The organism is Plantactinospora sp. A48, assembly GCF_055793945.1.
In genome coordinates, this window is record NZ_JBTIXF010000011.1 from 26,458 (window position 1) to 44,977 (window position 18,520).

Annotated in this window: 13 protein-coding genes; 9 read left to right on the forward strand and 4 right to left on the reverse strand. The window is 70.7% G+C overall.

Annotated features, from left to right (window positions below; genetic code table 11):
* The first annotated feature begins 2 nt into the window (after positions 1 to 2).
* The 7 genes from ACXN5W_RS08425 to ACXN5W_RS08455 all read left to right on the forward strand — a co-directional run bounded on the left by ACXN5W_RS08425 (position 3) and on the right by ACXN5W_RS08455 (position 9,540).
* On the forward strand, positions 3 to 911 hold the full coding sequence (locus ACXN5W_RS08425; protein WP_473157608.1) for a carbohydrate ABC transporter permease: 909 nt from the start codon (positions 3 to 5) through the stop codon (positions 909 to 911).
* A complete protein-coding gene (locus ACXN5W_RS08430; RefSeq protein ID WP_473157609.1) occupies positions 911 to 1,849 on the forward strand; it encodes a carbohydrate ABC transporter permease in 939 nt (312 codons plus the stop codon). The genes ACXN5W_RS08425 and ACXN5W_RS08430 overlap by 1 nt, the downstream gene beginning before the upstream one ends.
* Positions 1,850 to 2,090: 241 nt before the next feature.
* The gene (locus tag ACXN5W_RS08435) at positions 2,091 to 2,609 is read left to right on the forward strand and encodes a DinB family protein (RefSeq protein ID WP_473157610.1); all 519 of its coding nucleotides are present in this window, start codon (positions 2,091 to 2,093) and stop codon (positions 2,607 to 2,609) included.
* 4 nt (positions 2,610 to 2,613) lie between these two features.
* Entirely contained in the window at positions 2,614 to 4,311 is a 1,698-nt protein-coding gene (locus ACXN5W_RS08440; protein WP_473157611.1) for a bifunctional 3'-5' exonuclease/DNA polymerase, read from the forward strand.
* A gap of 417 nt (positions 4,312 to 4,728) precedes the next feature.
* Positions 4,729 to 7,617, forward strand: a complete 2,889-nt coding sequence (locus tag ACXN5W_RS08445) for a glycosyl hydrolase family 95 catalytic domain-containing protein (protein WP_473157612.1) — start codon at positions 4,729 to 4,731, stop codon at positions 7,615 to 7,617.
* A 241-nt stretch (positions 7,618 to 7,858) separates the two neighbouring features.
* A complete protein-coding gene (locus tag ACXN5W_RS08450) occupies positions 7,859 to 8,452 on the forward strand; it encodes a nucleotidyltransferase family protein (RefSeq protein ID WP_473157709.1) in 594 nt (197 codons plus the stop codon).
* A 50-nt stretch (positions 8,453 to 8,502) separates the two neighbouring features.
* A complete protein-coding gene (locus ACXN5W_RS08455) occupies positions 8,503 to 9,540 on the forward strand; it encodes a phosphotransferase (protein ID WP_473157613.1) in 1,038 nt (345 codons plus the stop codon).
* 150 nt (positions 9,541 to 9,690) lie between these two features.
* On the opposite strand, the gene ACXN5W_RS08460 is transcribed toward ACXN5W_RS08455, so the two are convergent.
* On the reverse strand, positions 9,691 to 11,055 hold the full coding sequence (locus ACXN5W_RS08460) for an alkaline phosphatase family protein (RefSeq protein ID WP_473157614.1): 1,365 nt from the start codon (positions 11,053 to 11,055) through the stop codon (positions 9,691 to 9,693).
* Positions 11,056 to 11,177: 122 nt separating this feature from the next.
* Positions 11,178 to 11,987 carry a metal-dependent hydrolase gene (locus tag ACXN5W_RS08465; RefSeq protein ID WP_473157615.1) on the reverse strand — a complete coding sequence of 270 codons (810 nt, stop codon included), beginning with the start codon at positions 11,985 to 11,987 and terminating at the stop codon, positions 11,178 to 11,180.
* 794 nt (positions 11,988 to 12,781) lie between these two features.
* Between ACXN5W_RS08465 and ACXN5W_RS08470 the strand changes: the two genes are divergently transcribed.
* Entirely contained in the window at positions 12,782 to 13,117 is a 336-nt protein-coding gene (locus ACXN5W_RS08470) for a YnfA family protein (RefSeq protein WP_473157616.1), read from the forward strand.
* Positions 13,118 to 13,879: 762 nt separating this feature from the next.
* Entirely contained in the window at positions 13,880 to 15,661 is a 1,782-nt protein-coding gene (locus ACXN5W_RS08475) for a family 43 glycosylhydrolase (protein ID WP_473157617.1), read from the forward strand.
* A 195-nt stretch (positions 15,662 to 15,856) separates the two neighbouring features.
* On the opposite strand, the gene ACXN5W_RS08480 is transcribed toward ACXN5W_RS08475, so the two are convergent.
* Positions 15,857 to 16,453: a TetR/AcrR family transcriptional regulator gene (locus ACXN5W_RS08480; RefSeq protein ID WP_473157618.1), complete on the reverse strand. Its 597-nt coding sequence runs from the start codon at positions 16,451 to 16,453 to the stop codon at positions 15,857 to 15,859.
* 116 nt (positions 16,454 to 16,569) lie between these two features.
* A complete protein-coding gene (locus ACXN5W_RS08485) occupies positions 16,570 to 18,483 on the reverse strand; it encodes a serine/threonine-protein kinase (RefSeq protein ID WP_473157619.1) in 1,914 nt (637 codons plus the stop codon).
* Positions 18,484 to 18,520: the final 37 nt, after the last annotated feature.

Here is an 18,520-nt window from a genome sequence, read left to right on the forward strand (position 1 = left end):
TCATGCGGCACGGCAAGTATCCGTTCGTGGTCGGCTTCCTGGCCGCCCCGGTGACGTTGTACGTGGTGTTCGTGATCGCGCCGTACGCCCAGGCGTTCCAGATCTCGATGACCAACTGGCGGGGCTTCTCCGCCCCACAGTGGGTCGGCTTCGACAACTACCGGCGGTTGGTGCACGACGGCCGCTTCTGGCAGGCGGTCGAGCACCACGGGCTCCTGCTGCTCGCCCTGCCGCTGATCACCATCGCCATCGCGCTGTTCTTCGCCTTCCTGCTCAACGTGGGCGGGCGCAGCGGCGGCGGGCAACGGCGCGGGGTCTGGGGGTCGACGTTCTACCGGGTGGTGTTCTTCTTCCCCCAGGTCCTCGCCGTGGCCATCGTGGCGGTGCTGTTCCAGACCGTCTACCGGCCCAACTCGTCCGGCCTGATCAACGGTGTCCTGCTGAAACTCGGCTTCGACCCGGTGCTGTTCCTGGTCCGGCCCAACCTGGCGCTGTGGTCGATCATCGCGGTGCTGGTCTGGCAGGCGGTCGGGTTCTACGTGGTGCTGTTCTCGGCCGGGATGTCGGCGATCCCCACCGAGATCTACGAGGCCGCCGAGATGGACGGGGCGAGCCGGGTCACGCTGTTCTTCCGGGTGACCCTGCCGCTGTTGTGGGACACCCTCCAGGTGGCCTGGGTGTACCTGGGCATCGCGGCGTTCGACGCCTTCGCCATCGTCTCGGTGTTGTCGGTCGACAACGGCGGCCCGGACGGCGCCACCACAGTGCTGGCCCTGGAGATCTACCGCAACGCCTTCGTGTACTCCAGGTACGGGTACGCCTCGGCCATGGGCGTGGCGCTGTTCTTCCTGACCCTCACCTTCGCCGCGCTCACCCTGCGGCTGTCCCGGCGGGAGAGCGTGGAGTACTGATGAACCCGCACACCACCACCCAGGTCACCCCGCCGGCCCCGGACACCCCGGCGGTCGTACCGGTCGGCAGCGACCCTCCCGGGCGTGGCCGGCGGCGCCGTCGCCGGTCGGAGGTCTCGGTGCTCAGCGGCCTGGGCCAGTTGGCGCTGATCGTCTGGGCGATCGTCGTCATCGCGCCGATCCTGTGGACGTTCCTCGCCTCGTTCAAGAACACCGCCGAGATCTTCAGCAGTCCCTGGACGATGCCCGACCACCTGCGCTGGGAGAACTGGTCCCGGGCCTGGACCAAGGCGCACGTCGGCCGGTACTTCCTGAACAGCGTGCTGGTGGTCTCGATCAGCACGTTCGGCACCATGCTGCTCGGCTCGATGGCGGCGTACGTGCTGGCCCGGTACCGGTTCTGGGGTAATCGGATCATCTACTACCTTTTCGTCTCCGGGCTGGCATTCCCGGTGTTCCTCGCGCTGGTGCCGCTGTTCTTCGTGGTCCGCAACCTCGGGCTGCTGGACAGCTACACCGGGCTGATCCTGGTCTACATCGCGTACTCCCTGCCGTTCACGATCTTCTTCCTGGCCGCCTTCTTCAAGACCCTGCCCACCTCGGTGGCCGAGGCCGGTCTGATCGACGGCGCCTCGCACACCCGGCTGTTCTTCCAGGTGATGCTGCCGATGGCCAAGCCGGGGCTGATCAGCGTGGCGATCTTCAACATCATCGGCCAGTGGGCGCAGTACCAGTTGCCGCTGGTGCTGCTGTCCAACGCCAAGGACAAGTGGGTGCTCACCCAGGGCATCGCGGACATCTCCGTCAACGCCGGGTACGAGGCCGACTGGTCGGGCCTGTTCGCGGCGCTGACCATCGCGATCCTCCCGATGATCGTCGTGTACGCCATCTTCCAACGCCAGATCCAGTCCGGCCTAACCTCCGGCGCCCTGAAATAACCCCACCCCCACCCCCACCCCACCCCCACCCCCCGGGCGGGCCAAGGGCGAGCCCGGGTTGATCATGAAGTTAGCGGGGCGATCGGAGATCAAAAACACCGCTAACTTCATGATCAACGCGCTTCGTGGTCAACGCGATTCATGAGCGACGTGATTCGTGAGCGACGCGCGTGAGCGGGGGGAATGTCGGGGGCTGTGGGTAGGGTCGGCGCGATCCTGTTGCCGGGCTGGAAGGCTAACGATGACCGAGTCCGTTCTCAGTTCGGAACGTGTTGAGCTGGTCGAGTCGCTCCAGCGCCAACGCTTCTTCCTCCGCAACACCGCCCGGGACCTGACCGACGAGCAGGCCGGGGCGACACCCACGGTCAGCCAGTTGTGTGTCGGCGGGCTCATCAAGCACGTCACGGACGTGGAGCGCACCTGGGCCGGCTTCATCGTCGAGGGCCCGTCCGTGTTCCCGGCCGCCGACGACCCGGCCGCCCTGAAGCGCCGCGAGGAGTCGTTCCGGATGCAGCCGGGCGACACCCTCGCGGCGGTGTTCGCGGCGTACGACGAGGTGGCCCGGCGCACCGACGAGCTGGTCGGGACGTTGCCCGACCTGGACGCCAGCCAGCCGCTGCCCGCGGCGCCCTGGTTCGAGCCGGGCGCCCGCTGGTCGGCCCGGCAGGTGCTGCTGCACGTCATCGCCGAGACGGCGCAGCACGCCGGTCACGCCGACATCATCCGGGAGGCGATCGACGGCGCGAAGTCGATGGGCTGATCCGGTGTCCCACGCCGATCCGGTCGTCGTGCTGGCCGAGGGCGGTGGCCCGGCGCGGTTGTTGCCGCTGCGCCCCGACGGCACGCCGGCCGGTCCGGTCGAGTCGGTCACCGACCTCGCCGCGGCGGTCGCTGACCGGGAGCGACGCGACCGGCCGCGCTGGGTGTTCCCGGCCACCGCGTCGGCATATCCTACCCTGCTGCGGGCAGGTGTCCGGATCGACCGCTGTCACGACCTTGAGCTGACCGAGGCGCTGCTGTCGGGGTACGCGGGCCGTTGGGGCGAGCCGCGCGGGCTGGCCGCGGCCTGGGCCCGGCTGACCGGCGCACCCGTCCCACCGGATCCGCCGCCCGCACCGGCCACCCCACCCGGGCACGGGCAGGCGGCGCTGTTCGACGCGCTGCCCGCCGGCCCCGGGCTCGATCCGGACGTGGTGGCCCGGGTCTACGCCGACCAGCTGACCCGGCTCGCCGAGGTCAGGCATCCGGGCCGGTTCCGGCTGCTGGTGGCGGGGGAGTCGGCCGGGGCCCTGGTGGCGGTCGAGATGGGCGCCGTGGGGCTGCCCTGGCGCGCCGACGTCCACGACGCGGTCCTGCACGAGCTGCTCGGTGAGCCGTCGCCGGTGGGTGGCCCACCCCGCCGGCTGGCCGAGCTGGCCGCCCGGATCGCCGAGGCGTTCGGGGTACGCCAGATCCATGCCGACTCACCGGCCGAGGTGCTGCGGGCGTTCGCCCGGGCCGGTGTGCGCCTGCCCAACACCCGGGCCTGGGTGCTGCGCGGGGTGGAGCATCCGGCGGCACCCCTGCTGATCGAGTACAAGGAGCTGTACCGGATCTGGACGGCGCACGGTTGGTCCTGGCGGGACACCTGGATCCACGAGGGAAGGTTCCGCCCCGAGTACATTCCCGGTGGCGTGGTGTCCGGCCGGTGGGCCACCCGGGGCGGGGGCGCGTTGCAGATCCCCAGGGTGATCCGGCAGGCCGTGATCGCCGACCCGGACTGGCGGTTCGTGGTGGCCGACGCCGGTCAGCTCGAACCGCGGGTGCTGGCTGCCGTCTCGGGCGACGCGCGGCTCGCGGCGGCGGGCGCGTCCGGGGACCTGTATGCCGCACTGGCCCGGGACGCCTTCGCCGGCGACCGGGCCCGGGCCAAGGTGGCGCTGCTCGGTGCCATGTACGGCCAGACCGGCGGGTCGGCCGTGCCGGCTCTGGCGGTGCTGCGCCGCAGCTATCCCACCGCCTTCGAGTTCGTCGAGGCGGCGGCGCGGACGGGGGAGGGTGGTGGGCTGGTCAGGTCCTGGCTCGGCCGCACCTGCCCGCCGGCCACCGTCAGCCTGCGTGACCCGGAGTCCGACTACGACGGCGGTGTCCCGGACGCCGCCGAGGCCGGTGCGCCCCGGGCCGGGGCGGCGGCGCGGGCCCGGGGCCGGTTCACCCGTAACTTCGTCATCCAGGCCACGGCGGCCGAGTGGGCCTCGACGCTGCTGGCCGTGCTGCGCGGGTTGCTTGCCGGCAGCCCGGCCGAGCTGGTCTTCTTCCAGCACGACGAGGTGCTCGTGCACTGCCCGGGCGAGCTGGCCGACTGGGTGACGGAGCGGGTCACCGAGGCCGGCCGGCAGGCGACCGCGCTGCTGTTCGGGCCGACCGAGGTGCGCTTCCCGCTCGATCTGTCCACCGTGGAGTGCTACGCCGACGCTGACTGACCGCTGTTCCACGGGCCGCCGCGGATGTGGCACCCGCCGTGCGCGGCGGAGTAGAGCAGCGGCGGCGTAGAGCAGCGGCGGAGTAGAGCAGCGGCGGCGTAGAGCAGCGGCGGAGTAGAGCAGCGGCGGCGTAGAGCAGCGGCGGCGTAGGGCACCGGTGGGGAGCGCTCTGCCGGCCGGTGCGCTCAGGACCACTGCCGTACGGGCCGTGCCCGCGATCCGGGGGCCCGATCGGTCCGGATAGATCAGATCAATCGATTGTCATCACTTGACGACCGCCGGTTCTTCGTCGTACGTTGCGTCGGATCACCGCGGAACCATCTGATGTTTCGGCTCCGATCGGCTCTGATCGGCTCCGATCGGCCGACGGAGCCGCGTCGCCGCGCCGTACCTTCGTCGACTCAGCGAGGACGTCCCATGAACACCCGGATGAACCGTCGACAGCTCATGACCGCCACGGCGGCGACGGTGGGGACCGCCGCGCTGTCGCCGGCGTTGCTCGCCGATCCGGCGGCGGCGGCCGTACCGCCGCAGGTGACCCTGCCCCAACGCGGCATCTACGACACGGCCGCCGCGACGAACTGGACCGACGCCTTCCTGAGCGGCAACGGCGAGTACGGCGCCATGTTCCACGGGGCGCCCGTCCTGGAAAAAGTGATCTTCACGCACCACCGGTTCGTCCTGCCGAACGGCACCCGCAACCTGACGCCGCCGGTGCTGTCCGGCCGGTTGGCGGGGGTCCGGGACAAGGCGCTCGCCGGTGACTACACGGGCGCGACCAACGATCTGACCGCCGGCTGGACACTGCGGTGGACCCAGACCTTCCACCCCGGTTACGAGTTGCAGCTCAGCAGCCCGGGGATGACCACTGTCAACAACTACGCCCGGATCACCGACTTCCGCACCGGCGAGGTCAGCTCGACCTGGACCGACGGTAACGGCACCTGGCGGCGGCGGGCGTTCACGTCCCGCCCCGACCGGGTCATCGTGCAGGAGCTGACCCCGGCCCCCGGCCGGACGGTCGACACCACGCTCAGCGTCAACACCAGGCTGAGCGGCGTGCCCGGGTCGGTCGCCTTCACCACCCTGGCGACGGTGAGCAACGGTGACGGCTACCTCAACCTGCGCGGCACCTACCCGGCCGGGCAGGGCGCCTTCGGGTACGAGGGGGTGACCCGGGTGGTGGTGACCGGCGGGTCGGTGCGGGCGAGCGGGTCGACAATCGTGGTCTCCGGGGCGACCAGGGTGCTGCTGCTGACCAAGCTGGACCGGTACGAGTCGTCCACGGCGTGGAACACGCAGCCCCTGCACGCGGCGCTGGGAACGTTGGGCACCGACTACCCGGCACTGCTCGCGGCGCACACCGCGGTACACGCGGCGCTGTACGACCGGTCCCGCCTCGACCTCAACGTCAGCGCCGCCGACCGCCAGTTGTCGACGGGCGAGCTGATCGCGAGGCAGAACGGTAACCGCAACGTCGTCGACGGCGCGTTGCTGGAGCGGATGTACGACTCCGGCCGGTACCTGTTCCTCAGCTCCAGCGGCATCCTGCCGCCACGGCTGACCGGTCTGTGGACGGGAGCCTGGGACGCGGCGTGGGCCGGGGACTTCACCACCGACGCCAACGTCAACCTCCAGGTCGCCGGCGGCAACATCCTGTCGCTCACCGAGGCGATGGACGGGTACTTCAACCTGATCCTCGGCCAGATCAACGACTGGCGCACCAACGCCCGGAACCTCTACGGGACGCGCGGCCTGCTCGCTCCCACCCGTACCGACGGTGAGTACGGCAGGATGCTGCACTTCGACGCCGGATTCCCGGGCCTGACCTGGACCGGTGGTGCGGACTGGCTGCTGTATCCGCTGCTGGAGTACTACCAGGTCACCGGGGACACCACCTTCTACCGGACTCGACTCGCCCCGGTCCTGACCGAGCTGGCGCTGTTCTACGAGGACTTTCTCACCCGTACCGACGGGTCCGGCCGGGTCATCGTCGTGCCCTGCTTCTCGGTCGAGAACACCCCCGGCAACACGGGCCGGCAGCTGTCGATCAACGCCACCGGCGAGATCGCCGCCGCCCGGCACGCCCTGCAGGCGGCCATCGACGCCGCCAACTTCCTGGGTACCGAGCAGGGCAGCGGCCAGGGCGTGCAGCGCTGGACGGCGCTGCTGGGCAAGCTGCCCGACTACCGGATCAACGGCGACGGGGCGCTCGCGGAGTGGGCCTGGCCCAGCCTGACCGACCGGTACAACCACCGGCACGTCCAGCACCTGTACCCGGCCTGGCCGCTGCACGAGATCAACCCGGAGGACAAGCCGGACCTGGTCCGGTACGCCGGCCGCGCCCTGGACCTGCGCGGCGACGAGGGTGGTGAGGCGCACGGCGCCCTGCACCGGGCCCTCGCCCGGGCCCGGCTCAAGGACGGCGCCGGCGTGTACGGCAACATTCGCAAGATCCTCGGTAACAACATGGTGTTCCGGTCCCTGATGACGTCGCACAATCCGAACCTGACGACGTACAACGCCGACGCGGCCATCGCGCTGCCCGCGGTTCTCGCCGAGGCGCTGGTCTACACCCGGCCCGGCATCCTGGAGTTGCTGCCCGCGCTGCCCGACCAGTTCGGCAAGGGCACGATCACCGGGGTACGCGGCCGTAACCGCATCCGGATCGACGCGCTGAGCTGGGACATCGGCGCGCGGACCGTCACCGCCACCGTGGTCTCCGACATCGACCAGACGGTCACGCTGATCTGCCGGCGCGGCATCGCCACCATCACCGGTGCGAGCGTGACCAGTTCCCCGTTGGGTGACCACGCCCGGCAGGTGTCGCTCACCGCCGGCACGTCCACGCAGCTCGCCATCGGCCTGGGTGCCGGCGGTCCGACCCCCGGCATCGTCCGCCTGGTCAACCGCAACAGCGGCAAGGTTCTGGACGTCAACGGTGCGGCCACCACCGACGGCGCCGCGGTCATCCAGTGGACCTGGTCGGGCAGCGCCAACCAGCAGTGGCGGCTGCTGTCCAACAGCGACGGCTCCTACCGGCTGTCCAGCGTCAACAGCGGCAAGGTGCTCGACAGCGCCAACACGAGCCAGGGCACCGCGCTCACCCAGCGGACCGACAGCGGCGGCAGCAACCAGTGGTGGAAACTCGTACCGGCGGCCACCGCCGGCTACCACCGCCTCGTCAACGTCCGCAGTGGGCTCTGCGTGGACGTGGAGGGCGGCGCCACCACCGACGGCGCCCGGGTCATCCAGTGGGCCGCCAACGGTGGTCCGAACCAGGAGTGGCAGATCCTGTCGGTCTGACACCGCGAGTCCTGTCGGTCTGTGACGCCACCGCGAGCCCCGGACGTCCGGGACGGCGGCGGGCCGGTCGATGCACAGTGTGTCGCTCTGATCCGTAATTGGGGGCATTTTTCCGATACCTACCCAGTCGGTGGATCGTTGGGTCCGATGTGCGCTCGACGGCAGCCGGGCCGATCCCGGCTGTGTGCGGAGCGGAAGCATGTCGAAGGCGGAGGTGACTCAGCTGAGTCGGATCGCGGGAATGATCATCGCGGCGGGCGGTGGCCGGCGCATCGGCGGCCCCGAGGCCCTGCTCCAGCAGGACGGCCGGACGCTCGTCGACCAGGTGCTCGACGTCATGACCGGGGCCGGTTGCGCGCCCTGCGTGGTGGTGCTCGGCGCCGCCGCCGAACAGGTCCGCCGGACGGCAGACCTGACCCGGGCGCGGGTGGTGGTCAACCGGTCCTGGGGGACCGGCATCGGGTCATCGCTGCGGATGGGCCTGAACGCCCTGGACGACCCCGAGGTCGAGGCCGTCGCCGTGGTGCCGGTGGACATGCCGGGCCTGACCGTCGCCGCGGTACGCCGGGTCGCGGCCCTGCCGTACCCGGAGGCGCTGGTCTGTGCGACCTACCGTGGGCTGCGCGGTTACCCGATGCTGTTCGGCCGCCGGCACTGGCCCGGGATCGCCACCCTGGCCAAGGCCGACGTGGGCGCCCGGCCGTACCTGATGGCCCACAAGGACGAGATCGTGGACGTGGCCTGCGACACCGTTGCCGACGGCTGCCGGGTGGACACTCCCGAGCTGATGGTGCGGTGGGGGCTGACCGTACCGGTCCAGCGGATCGGCGCCTGACCGACCCGTGCCGTCCCGCCGGGTCGACGACCAGGGTTACCCTTCCTCGGGTGAGTCGCCCGCCGCTGGATCTGGTCGCCCCGGACGTCCCGGCCGAGCCGCTGGACCACAACGCCAGCAACGCCGCCACCGGCGGCATCTGGCGGGTACGCCGGGACGACGGCACCGCCGTACTCAAGATCGCCACCTCGCCGGGCCATCATCCCGACCCGCCGTCGCACTGGATCGCCGGGGACGACCCCGGCCACTGGAACTACTGGCGGCGCGAGGTGCTGGCGTACCGCGACGGGTTGGCCGCGACCGTCTACGCGGACAGCGGCATCCGCGCGCCGGAGCTGCTCGACCTCGTCGAGCGGGACGGCTCGGTGGCGCTGTGGCTGGAGGACGTGGCCGGCCGGCCGGGCCCAGCCGCCGACGTGGCCGATCTCGCCGACCTCGCCCACCGGCTCGGTCGGGCGCACGCGGGTTGGCTCGGCCGTACGCCCGACGTGACCTGGCTGGCCCGGGACTGGCTGGTCGACTACGCGCGCAGCCGCCCGGTCCCCGACGTGTTGCCCTGGGAGCACCCGGTGGCGCTCGCCAACTGGCCCGCGTCGCTGCGGGCACGCCTGCGCGAGCTGTGGAATCGCCGCGAGGAGTACGTCGCGGCGTCCCGCGACCTGCCGCAGACCCTCTGCCACCATGATGTCTGGCCGATGAACCTGGTCGTCGCCGACTCCGGGCCCGTACTGCTGGACTGGATGGCCCTCGGCCCCGGGCCGGTCGGTGAGGACGCGGCCAACCTCATCCTCGACACGTTCCTCGACGGGCTGGTCCCGGTCGACCGGCTGGCCGACGTGGCGGAGTCGGTGACCGACAACTACCTGGCCGGGCTCGACGGCGCGGTCGACCCGGCCGTCGCCCGACGGGCCGTGGCGGTGACGGCCGCGGTCAAGTACTGCTGGCTGGCGCCCTGGATGCTGGGGTTCGCCGCCACCGCCAACCCGGCGACGCCGAACTACGACCGACGGGACGTGGCGCGGATGTTCGCCGGCCGGGCGCCCGTGCTCCGGCTGCTCACCGACTGGGCCGACGCCGCACTGGGCTGACCGCTCGGCGGTCGGGCGAGCCTGACCACCGGCGAGCCTGACCACCGGGCGGACCTGACCACCGGGCGAGCCTGACCACCGGGCGGTCGGGCGAGCCCGGCCGCTCGCCGGTCGGGCGGCGAGCCCGGCCGGCGCCATCCGCCCGTCCCGCTACCGCTTCCTGAGTGGCCAGCCGGTCCGGATGGCCGCGTCGCGCAGCCAGGCCCAGTCGGCGTTCTCCTGGGTCTCGGTCGTCGCGGGGGCTCCCTCTCGGGCGCCCGCCCGGGTGCCCTGCGCGCCCGCCGCTCGTTGGGTGTCCTGCCCGGCCGCCGCTCGCTGCGCGAAGCAGGGCAGGACGAACACGCTGGGCACGTCCCACTGCGGAGCGCTGAGATCCGGGCTGCCGAAGTCGAGCACCTCGGCGAGGTTGTTGGCCGCCGCGTCGCGCGGGGTCAACGGGGCGAGGCCGTGGCGCCACTCGATCATTTTCAGGATGGACGCGTGGTCGTACAGGTTGTGGGCGACCGCCCCGCGCGGCGCCCAGGGCGCGACGACCAGGGTGGGGATCCGGAAGCCGCGCAGGCCGGTCAGCGCCGGGTTGGTGTCCGCGGCGGCGCTCGGCGGTACGTGGTCGAAGAAGCCGCCCCATTCGTCGAAGGTGAAGACCAGCACCGTGTTCCGCCACGCCGGGCTGCTGGTCACCGCCCGGTAGATCTGGTTCAGGAACGCCTCGCCGTTACGGATGTCGCCGTGCGGGTGGTAGTCGTTGGACAGGCCATCCACCGCCTCCAGGAACAGGGCGGGTTCCACGTAGCTGACGGCGGGCAGGGTACCGCTGGCCGCGTCGGCGAAGAAGGTGTCCAGGCTCTTGCTGATGGGGAGGTACTTCAGTCCCCACATCGCCGAGAACGGCACGTCGGAGTAGTAGTAGCGGCGCGAGACGCGGGCCGCGGCGAGTCGGTCGAAGATCGTGGGGATCGAGGTGAAGCTGAACGTGTTGGACGTCCGGTCGGTCTGTGCGCCCCACAGGTAGAGCCGGTTGGGAAACGTCGGCCCCATCGTCGAGGCGAAGAAGTTGTCACACACCGTCCACATCGGCGCGGCCTTGCCGAGGAACGGCAGGTCCGCCTGCTGGTAGTAGCCGATGGAGAAGATGTCATTGGTCTTGAGCCAACCGTCGCAGGCTCCACCGTTGTACTCGGTGCGGCCACCGTCGTACGAGTGGTCCGGGTCGGCCCAGGCGCAGCCCTGGGTCGTGCTGAGGTGGTGCGTGGGCTGCATCATGCCCGACGAGTCGGCGTAGGACAGGCCGGCCTGTCTGCCGTTGGCCCCCGGCAACCAGCCGAGCAGGTGGTCGAAGGAACGGTTCTCCATGCAGACGACCACGATGTGCTCGATGCCCGACTCCGCCGGGCTTGGCAGCGTGGCCGAGGCACTCGCGGATGCGGCGTCTGTCGAGGAGAGCAGCGGAGCAGTGGCGATGGCTCCGGCGGCACCGGCCGCCCCGGCGAGAATATCGCGACGAGAGATGTCCATGCGTCGAATTCTCCGGCCATTGGCGCACGGAACCATAGACCTTGCGACGGGAATTGGTCCCGTGGTAGCCAAGGCTTCAACGAGGACTTTGGTGCCAGGGCTTCAACGAGGGTTTGCCGTCGTCAACCGTCGATGTCGAAGCTGTGCAGCACGCCGGGCGCCACCAGGCCGACCGCGGCCAGGATCGAGACGATGGTGAGCACCGTACGCAGCACCACCACCTCGCCGGTACCGCCGGTCCGCAGCGCGATGTGGTTCGGGATGCCGACCATGCGCCACATCCGGCGCTTGTAGGGGATCGGCCAGAGGATCGGCACACCGGCACTGGTGATCATGTCCCCGATGATGTGGGCGAAGCAGCCCACCCCCACGGCCAGGCCGAGCATCGGATAACCACGGTTGTCGGGCAGGGTGACCCAGGTGAAGAAGGCGGCACCCAGCGACAACAGCGTGATGGTGACCCAGCCGACCCGCTTCGCCCAGTCGTCGAAGAGACCGCGCAGGGCCAGCCCGATCATGAAGAACAGGATGCCGATGACCGCCCACTTGCCGTACGCGGCACAGAGCGCCGTCGTACCCCAGCCGACCAGCGCGGCGAACGGCAGCGTGTGGGTGAGCGTACGGTGCCCGTTGTTGCGGTGTGGATCCTTGCTCAGCCGGGTGGCGGTGTAGACCCCCAGCGAGATCTTCTCGATCACCTCGGCCAGGAACAGCGAGAAGACCCCGAAGGTACGCGCGACGGTGGCGCCACCCTGGTTGCGGGTGACCTTCCCGGAAAGATCCAGGTCGGGGAAGAGTGCCCCGCCCGCACAGACCGCCGTGCCCACGGCGACGGCCAGTGGTGACTGGTGGTAGCCGGCGAACTGGTCGAGCGCCCAGGAGCCCGCCAGCCAGACGGCGGCACCTGACAAAGCGTGGGACGGCCCCATCATCGTCGCGCATCCTCCCCATGGATCTTGCTGGCAAAGGTACGCCACGACGCCAACCGCCTCCGCTACCGGGCGCGGCGCGTCGTCCATCCTGGAGGCCCAGCGGCGGCACGGCTGTCGGCCACCCGACAACCGACCCCGACTGGCCTGCGCCGGGCATGCTCGGCAAGTCAGTCACCCCGCCTCTGCAAGTCGGTCACCCCACGTAGTGGGCCGGTTGGTTGGCGATGTTGCGCTGGGTTACTGCGTCAGCGAGGAGCGGATGAGCGCCTGCGGCCCCTTTGCAATGCTTCCCTCCAGGCGACACCGGGGCTGGGCTGGGATAACGCTCGTTGCCGGGTTCCTCTGGGGTCAGACTGCTCGTTACACGGTGTGCCTGTTGCCTGGAGGGAAGCATTGCAAAGGAGGGTGAAGGCACCTGGGCGGGAGGCAGTCGGCGCTCACTCTCGGTGAATGAGTGCTCCCGGATGATGGTTCGGTGACCCGGTGAAGGCTTGCTGGCCGCGGTGTGTCGGCGACGCGGTGCGCGTGCCTGCGGTGCGCGTGCCTGCGGTGCGCGTGCCTGCGGTGCGCGTGCCTGCGGTGGGCGTGCGGTGTCCCTGCGGTGCGGTGCGCTTCGGTTGCGGTGCGTCGGTTGGCGGTGCGTCTGCGGTGTGCATCAGCGAGCCAGTGGAACGCCGCTGAGGCTCTCGGCGGGCCGCTACGCAGGACGTACTGGTCCCCGCCGGGCACGTCGAAGTGCTGGACGCACTCGAGGTCCGGGCCGGATCGGCGCGGCGGCCGGATAGGTTCACCGGGTGGCCGTACTGAGATCCCTGCTGCTGTTCGTGCTGGCGGCGCTGGCCGAGATCGGCGGCGCCTGGCTGATCTGGCAGGGCTGGCGGGAACATCGTGGGCTGTGGTGGATCGCCGGGGGAGTGGTCGCGCTCGGGGTGTACGGGTTCGTGGCCACGTTCCAGCCCGATCCGAGCTTCGGGCGGATCCTCGCCGCCTACGGTGGCGTGTTCGTGGCGGGCTCGCTGGCCTGGGGCGTCGTGGTGGACCGCTTCCGGCCGGACCGGTGGGATGTGACGGGCGCGCTCATCTGCCTGCTCGGGGTCGCCATCATCATGTACGCGCCGCGCGGCGGTTGAATCGAGCCGGGGTTGAGCCGGCGGTGGTTGAGTCGGGCCGGGGTTGAGCCGGGCGACGGTTGAGCCGTGCCGCGGCTGTGGAGACCGGATCTGAGCGGCCGTACCTGCTGCTGGACCGCCGGGTGGCCGGACGGACCGGGCCGTGGGAGCGGCCCGTGCGGCGTTGACGGGTAGCGTGCCGGTAAGTACGATTCATTTCCAACCTTCGATCCCAATGGTGATGAGTTATCTACCCGGCGCGACGGGTTTTCGATTGCCGTACCGGGTGTTCATGGGGGATGTCGGGCGACGGGAGCTTCCATGACAGGTTGTTAGCGTTAACACCCAGGGTGAGGATGCCGGCTCGGAAAGCGACCAGGTCAGCGGCTGGTACACGGGTCCTCGCGACCGCACCGGGCAGCGGGCGCGACGCCGATCGATCGGCGTGGATTCCCGTGGATTCTCCCCCTGTGGCACAACTCGACAACCGCGCCGCGCGGTGGGGTCTCGGGCGGTCCATCGACCGCCTCGGAAGTGCCATCGCGTCCTCGAATCGTTCGAGGTCTTCCAACGCGCTCCCCTGGATGGTCACACCGCGCCTACCGGCGACGGAGAGGCGCGGCCATGACGGCGGTTCGAACCGCCGGAACGGTTCTTCGAATGCACAACTCGCACGGCGAGTGATCACTGCCTGAGGGGGTAGTTGTGAGATCCGCGTTCCCCGCAGCCGCGGGCGCGAAATTCCGGCTCACGGGACTCAAATCCCGGCGCAGCATCGCCTTGATGGTGAGCCTGCTCTGTCTCGTGGCGCTGTTCCCGGCGCTGTCCGCCCGCGCGGACAACCCGATCGTCCAGACCATCTACACCGCCGACCCGGCGCCGCTGGTCTACAACGGCCGGGTGTACCTCTACACCGGACACGACGAGGACAACTCGACGTGGTTCACCATGAAGGAATGGCGGGTCTGGTCGTCGGCCGACATGGTGAACTGGACCGACCACGGATCCCCGATGAGCCTGTCCACCTTCAGCTGGGCCCGCTCTGACGCCTGGGCGGGACAGACGATCTACCGCAACGGCAAGTTCTACTGGTACGTGCCGATGACGGTCCGGGCGACCGGTCAGATGGGCATCGGCGTGGGCGTGTCCAACAGCCCCACCGGGCCGTTCACCGACGCGATCGGCCATCCGCTGGTGAGCAACGGCCAGATCGACCCGACGGTGTTCATCGATGACGACGGGCAGGCGTACCTGTACTGGGGCAACCCGGACCTGTGGTACGTGAAGCTGAACGCCGACATGACCTCGTACTCGGGCAGCCCCACGAAGATCAACCTGACCACGGCCGGATTCGGCACCCGTACCGGGGACGCGAAGCGGCCGACGCTGTTCGAAGAGGGACCCTGGGTCTACAAGCGCAACGGGACCTACTACCTCGTGTACGCGGCGAAGTGCTGCTCGGAGTTCATCGCGTACTCGACCGCGCCCGGCCCGCTCGGACCGTGGACCTACCGCGGGACGATCATGCCCACCCAGGGCAGCAGCTTCACCAACCATCCGGGAATCGTCGACTTCAACGGCGGGTCGTACTTCTTCTATCACAACGGCGCGCTGTCCGGCGGTGGCGGTTTCACCCGGTCCGTGGCGGTGGAGAAGTTCAGCTACAACGCTGACGGCTCGATCCCGACGATCAACATGAGCACCACCGGCGCACCCCAGGTGGGCACCCTCAACCCGTACGTCCGGCAGGAGGCCGAGACGATCGCGTGGGAGTCCGGCGTCGAGACCGAGGTGGCCACCGAGGGCGGGCGGAACGTCAGCTTCATCGAGAACGGGGACTACATCAAGGTGAAGGGGGTCGGGTTCGGTACCGGCGCGACGTCCTTCGCCGCCCGGGTGGCCTCGGCGACCAGCGGTGGGACCATCGAGCTGCACCTGGACGGGGTCAACGGCACGCTGGTCGGCAGCTGCCGGGTCGCCGCCACCGGTGGCTGGCAGACCTGGACCACGGTGTCCTGCCCGACGAGTGGCGCCACCGGAACCCACGATCTGTACCTCAAGTTCACCGGGGGAAGCGGATCGCTGTTCAACTTCAACTGGTGGCAGTTCAGCCAGCCCGACCCGACGCCGCCGACCTCGGCCCCGCCCACCTCCGCCCCGCCGACCTCGATGCCGCCGACCTCGGCCCCGCCCACCAGCGCCCCGCCGACCTCGGCCCCGCCGACCTCCGCCCCGCCCACCTCGAACCCGCCGACCTCGGCTCCGCCGGCCGGCGCGTGTGGCGCCACCTACCGGACCACCAGCACCTGGTCGGGCGGTTACCAGGGTGAGGTGACGGTGACGGCCGGCAACTCGGCGATCAACGGCTGGACCGTGAAATGGAATCTGAGCAGCGGTCAGAGCATCAGCCAGATCTGGAGCGGCACGCTCAGCACCAGCGGCTCGGCCGTGTCGGTGAGCAACGTCGCGTACAACGGCTCGCTCGGGGCGTCCGCCTCGACGACCTTCGGCTTCATCGGCTCTGGTACGCCGTCGACGCCGGCCTTCACCTGCACCAGCCCGTGACGACGAGGCTGAACTAGAGGTGCGACAGTGGCCTCGTCCGGGCTGGTCCGGACGAGGCCACTGTCGTCTGCCAGGCCGCCGGAACCCAGGTCGTCGTCGGTGTGTGGTCGTCGTCGGCGAGCCGGGTGACGGATCCGAAGTCGCCGGAACCCGGGTCGTCGGTGGCGGGGTGCCGAGGCGCCGGGTGGTCGACGGTCAGGCTGTCGGTGGCGGGGTGCCGAGGTGTCGGGCGGCCGCGACGATGCTCGCCCGCCGGCGGGCGAGTTCCCCCGGGCCGTTCGCGGGCCCGGTCAGCATCTCGGCCACCTGCGGCACCGAGAACCACCAGGCGGCCATCGCGAGGACGAAGAAGACCAGGTACGCCGGGGGGAGGGCGTCGCTGATCAGGCCGTCCCGCTGTGCCCGCTCGACCGCCCGGACCTTCTCCCGGTAGTGCGTCTCCCGGTTGAGCCGGTCGGCGATGCTGCGTCCGGCCAGCCCTTCCCACTGCAGCAACCGGACCAGATGCGGGTTGGCGGCGTGGTAGTCGAAGGAGCGGCCAGCCCAGTCGCCGAGGTCGGCGCTCTGCGGGTCGACCGGAGCGACCGCGCGGGCCAGCGTGTCCAGTTCGTCGGCCAGCACGGTCTCGAACAGCGCCTGCTTGTCGCCGAAGTAGTTGTAGAGCCGTTCCTTGTTGATGCCCGCGCGTTCGGCGATCCGCGCCATCGTGGTCCCGTCCGGACCGCGCTCCGCGAACTCGACGATTGCGGCCTCCTTCAAACGCCGCTTTGTTCCCTCAACGTCCCAGGCCATGGCCCGTATTCTAGGCCCCCGGCAAGATTCCCGTCCCCAACGTTGCGGTTGGCTTCTATCCCGACATTTCGCCTCCGGCTCGTGGCCGCGAGCCGGGACGCGACGGACAGCTCCGGTCAGCCGGCCGGATGGAAACTCTGCCGCAGCATCAGCAGGTTCGGCTTGTTCACCGTCCAGTCGAACTCCCGGGTCAGCCAGCCGACCGTGTACGCCTGGCCGCCCGCGTTGACCAGCATCCGGTACGAGTGGACCGGTACGCCCTTCTGGTTGGTCCACCGGCACTCCCATTCGGCGCCGGCGTACGAGTCGACCCGCTGGATGGTCACCCGCTGGTAGCCGGGAAGCACCCCGGCACCGGTGAGCCGAGCCTCCTGGTCGAGGAAGTACCGGTCGGGCCGTCCGGTCGGCGGGGTCGACGGGTCGACACTGAGCACCCGGGAGCCCTCGGGATCCCGGAAGCACGAGACCGGCCCGTCGAGGTAGCTGAGCCAGCCCAGGGGCGCGGCGATCCGGAAGCCGGTGGGATCGACGTACCAGGTCCAGCCGGGGGCGAGGGCGAACCGTTCGGCGGTGGGCCGTGGCGCGGGCGGGACCGACCCGGCGTCGGCGGGCGGGTTGCCACAGGTGAAGGCGGTGAGCGCGCTTCGGTCGGTGGCGGTGCCGGCGGTGGAGTTGCCGACGGTGGGGGTCGACGCGATACCACCGGTACCACCCCGCTGGGACTGGTCACCGCCGGAGCGGTGCAGCAGCAGGGCGATCGTGGCGATGACGGCGACCACGGCGATCCCGGCGGTGACGGCGATCGTCCAGGTCCGGCGACGCCCGGTGGACCCGCCGCCACGCGCTGGCCCGGACCCGGCCAGGCGACGGTCGGTCGAGTCCTCGGCGGCCCGCCGGCCGGTCAGGTCCTCGCCCGTCCGGCGGCCGGTCAGGCTCCCCGCCTGCCGGTACCCGTCCAGGTCACCGGCCGCGTGTCGGCCGGGCGGCTCCTCGACCGCGCGGCGCCGGTCGAGGTCCCCGACGGCCCGCTGGTCGTCCAGGTCCTCGGTGACGCGCCAGCGCGGCGGCTCGGTCGCCGTGACCGGACCGGGCGGCCCGGGTCGGTGCCGGTCCGGACCGGCGATGGTCCGTCGGGTGCCGCCACTGCCCTCCGGGGAGCCCGCCGGACGCAACCAGCGCAGCCGGGGCGGGGACTCCGGCCCGGCCAGCACGCGGGTCAGCCGCTGCTCGATCTCGTCCGGACCGATCCGGTCCCGAGGCCGGCGCCGGAGCAGGCCGTCGAGGACCGGACGCAGCGGACCGGCGTGCGGCGCCGGGTCGGGGCCGGTGGTGGCCAGCGCGGTGAGGGTGGCCATCGAGGTCCTCCGGGCGTACGGGGACCGGCCCTCGACCGCCGCGTAGAGAGTGGCGCCCAGCGACCACAGATCAGCCTCGACCGTGGAGACGCCTTCGGCGGCCCGCTCCGGCGAGACGTACTGGGGTGAACCCATCACCATGCCGGGCCGGGTCACCCGGCCGTCGCCCTCGGCGATGGCCAACCCGAAGTCGGTGAGTACGACCCGCCCGTCGTCGGCGATCAGCACGTTGTGCGGTTTGACGTCCCGGTGCAGCACACCGGCCCGGTGCGCGGCGCGCAGCGCGGCCAGCACCGCGAGACCGACCTCGGCGGTCCGCCGGGGCGACAGGGGTCCGTTGTCGGTGATGAGTTCCTGCAACGAACGGGACGGGACGTACTCCATGACGATCCACGGATTGGTGTCGGCCGGCACCACGTCGTAGACCCGGATGATGTTGGGATGGTTGAGCCGGGCGGTGGTCCGCGCCTCGCGCATCGTGCGATGGCGCAGGGTGTCCCGCTCGTCGGGGTTGAGCCAGTCGGGCGGCACCACCTCCTTGACGGCGACGTCCCGGTGCAGCACCTCATCGCGGGCAAGCCAGACCCGACCCATCCCGCCCCGGCCGACGAGGCGGATCAGCCGGTAGCGTTCGCCGATGAGTCCCTGCCGCACCGCCCGCTCCCCAATCGTCACCCCACGTGAACGATAGCGAGCGGGCAGTACTTCCGCA